The sequence below is a fragment of the Planktotalea sp. genome, from assembly GCF_039984035.1.
GTDB lineage: Bacteria > Pseudomonadota > Alphaproteobacteria > Rhodobacterales > Rhodobacteraceae > Planktotalea.
In genome coordinates this window covers 1-2,320 of record NZ_JBDWVM010000125.1, presented here as the reverse complement: position 1 = coordinate 2,320, position 2,320 = coordinate 1, and the positions used below count along the sequence as shown (strand labels likewise).

3 protein-coding genes are annotated in these 2,320 nt (G+C 51.9%); 1 reads left to right on the top strand and 2 read right to left on the bottom strand.

Features of this window, described 5'->3' with window-relative positions:
• Together ABJQ89_RS05620 and ABJQ89_RS05615 are read right to left on the bottom strand one after the other, a co-directional pair.
• Positions 1-357, bottom strand: a 357-nt coding sequence (locus ABJQ89_RS05620; RefSeq protein WP_348495286.1) for a DUF2796 domain-containing protein, incomplete at its 3' end; no start/stop codon positions are given.
• A 29-nt stretch (positions 358-386) separates the two neighbouring features.
• The gene (locus ABJQ89_RS05615) at positions 387-773 is read right to left on the bottom strand and encodes a Fur family transcriptional regulator (RefSeq protein WP_348495285.1); all 387 of its coding nucleotides are present in this window, start codon (positions 771-773) and stop codon (positions 387-389) included.
• A gap of 502 nt (positions 774-1,275) precedes the next feature.
• Here ABJQ89_RS05615 and ABJQ89_RS05610 point away from each other — a divergent pair.
• A partial coding sequence (locus ABJQ89_RS05610) for a hypothetical protein (RefSeq protein ID WP_348495284.1) occupies positions 1,276-2,320 on the top strand: 1,045 nt, incomplete at its 3' end.

The following is a 2,320-nucleotide window of genomic DNA, read 5'->3' as shown; positions in this document are numbered from 1 at the left end:
ATGGTCGTCATGGTCGTCATCGATGACCAATTCGGCATGGGCTTCTGCGACACGACAGACCGCGGCTTGGGGCAGGGCGAATAGATCTAAAGGTTGCTCAAGCGTCGCCAAAGCCCCTTCGATCTTAGCCAGATCCTCGCTGCTTTCGGCCTTGTATTCAAAACCGACGATATCCGCGCCGGGGGCTTCGAATTCCATCGCGATTTGATCGCCGTCAAAGGCCACGTTTAATGTGCCAACGCCGTGCTCATGCGCCTCAAGCTGACGGGTTTCGTCGTGATCATGATCGTCTTTGCTTTCTGCAAAGGCAGTCGTTGCAGCAAGTGTTGTCATTGCCAGAATGGAAAGCGTTTTCATCTAAGGTATCCAATAAAAAGGGGGAACGATCAGTCGGTACAACGCGCGCATTGCCCGTGAAGTTCCACGATGTGGCGCGAGGGGGTGAATTTTGATTGTGCAGCAATGGTTGTGAGCTCTGACAGCAAAGGCGTGCCATCATGTTCTTCGACGGTGCCGCAATCATCGCAAATCGCGAGGATCGGAACAGCGGCGCTATGATCGCAGCGGCAGGCGACAAAACTCTTCATGGATTCCAACTTGTGCGCGCGACCTTGGTCCGTCAGGGCAGCCAAAGCGCGATAAACTGTCGGCGCCGCAATGTCGGGTTCAGTGCGTTTCATCTTATCAAGGATCGCGTAGGCCGTCATGGGTTTGTCATGCTTACTCAGCACTTTAAGAACCTCTGATTGTCGGATTTGGGCTTGCTTTCGCATCGGGCGCTCCTCGGTGTTTGAAGATTTGTTATTTTATAAAGTAACAAAATTCAAGACCTACCCGATCTACCTGATTTCATAGGCGAAAGTTTGCGCTTGGCTTAGGGCTGACACATTCAGAATTGGGCAGAACTTTGTCGCAATGCAGATAACGGCGTGTTCAAGATTTAGTTATCGAAATCTTAAGTGCATGATTTTGTATCATAAAATCCAATTGTATCTCCTTTCGAAACTCTGAGTTCTTGAGATAATTGTGTCAATTTTTAGAAGCCTGTTGCACACGGGAAAGCAATATAAGTCTGAGACGTGTCTGTGCGTTTAGGTCTCATCTTGCTGTCGCTCGTATTAAGCCCTGGGGGGGCGCTTATGGTGTTGAACGACAGCGTGTTTTGCTGTGACCCAAACCAATCTGAATCGTCACCTGTGTAATTTCAGTTTCCGGCGTCTGCACCGGTCCTGAGCTGTCAGCCGTCCGCAAGGGCGGTTTTTGGAGAATGTAAGAATGCCTAGTTTTGCTCTAATCGGCGTTGACGCCTTTTTGTTTAACATCGACCCCCTGTCTGGCCTCATCACACTCAGAGACTGGTTTATGCCAGACGCCGAAGATCCTTGGGATGCGGATCAAGACGGGACCTACGATTTCGCTGTTGAAGTCACGCAGGACGATGGCACGGTAGAAGTTTTTCCGGCGGGTTTGGATGTTGCACCTGATGGCTCCGTCACACTGACGATCACACATGACGTTGTAGAAGTCGACGAGTCTGGCTCAGAGCTCGACGATGCACTGCGCCCGGATTTGACTGGCGATGTCTTGGACTCGCCTGATCTGCCTGAACGGATTACTCCGCAGCCTGAAACAGAGGCGAACCCAGGCGAAGTCATCACTGGTGATATGCAACCAACTGGTAATGAGCTACTGGTAAATGGTCAGTTGAACTATGACGTTCCAAATGGCCGTTGGACCCAAACAGATCAGGTTGAAGGCTGGAGCAATGACAACGGTAACGTCGAAGCTTGGACCGATGGCTTCCTTGGCGCCAATTCGGCGGACGGCAGCGGCATTCTCGAACTTGATGTGCGCAGCGGCGGCCAAGTCGACACGCTGAGCCAAACAGTTGAAACGCAAGCTGGGTCAGAGATCACTCTGTCGTTCTCAGCCGCTCAGCGTGGCAGCGATAATGACAGCATCGAGGTGTACTGGCGCGGTGAGCTGATCGATACCGTCACGCCAAGCGAAGGCAATGACTTCGAAACGTTTGAATTCACAGTGACTGGCTCTGGCGGGGAAGATGTTCTGGAATTCCGTGAACTTGCGTCTGAGAACGACGGTACCGGCCCGCTGTTTGACAACATCAGCCTTGTTGAGCACGAAATGGTCGAAGTCGAATTGTTGCAAAACAGCGAGTTGAACAACGATCTCACCAATGGCCGTTATGGGTTCCGTTCTGAAAACGACGGTTGGACCAACTCCAATGGCAGCGTCGAAGTTTGGGCCGATGGTTTCCTCGGTGCAGATTCAGGCGACGGCACGGGCATCACGGAATTGG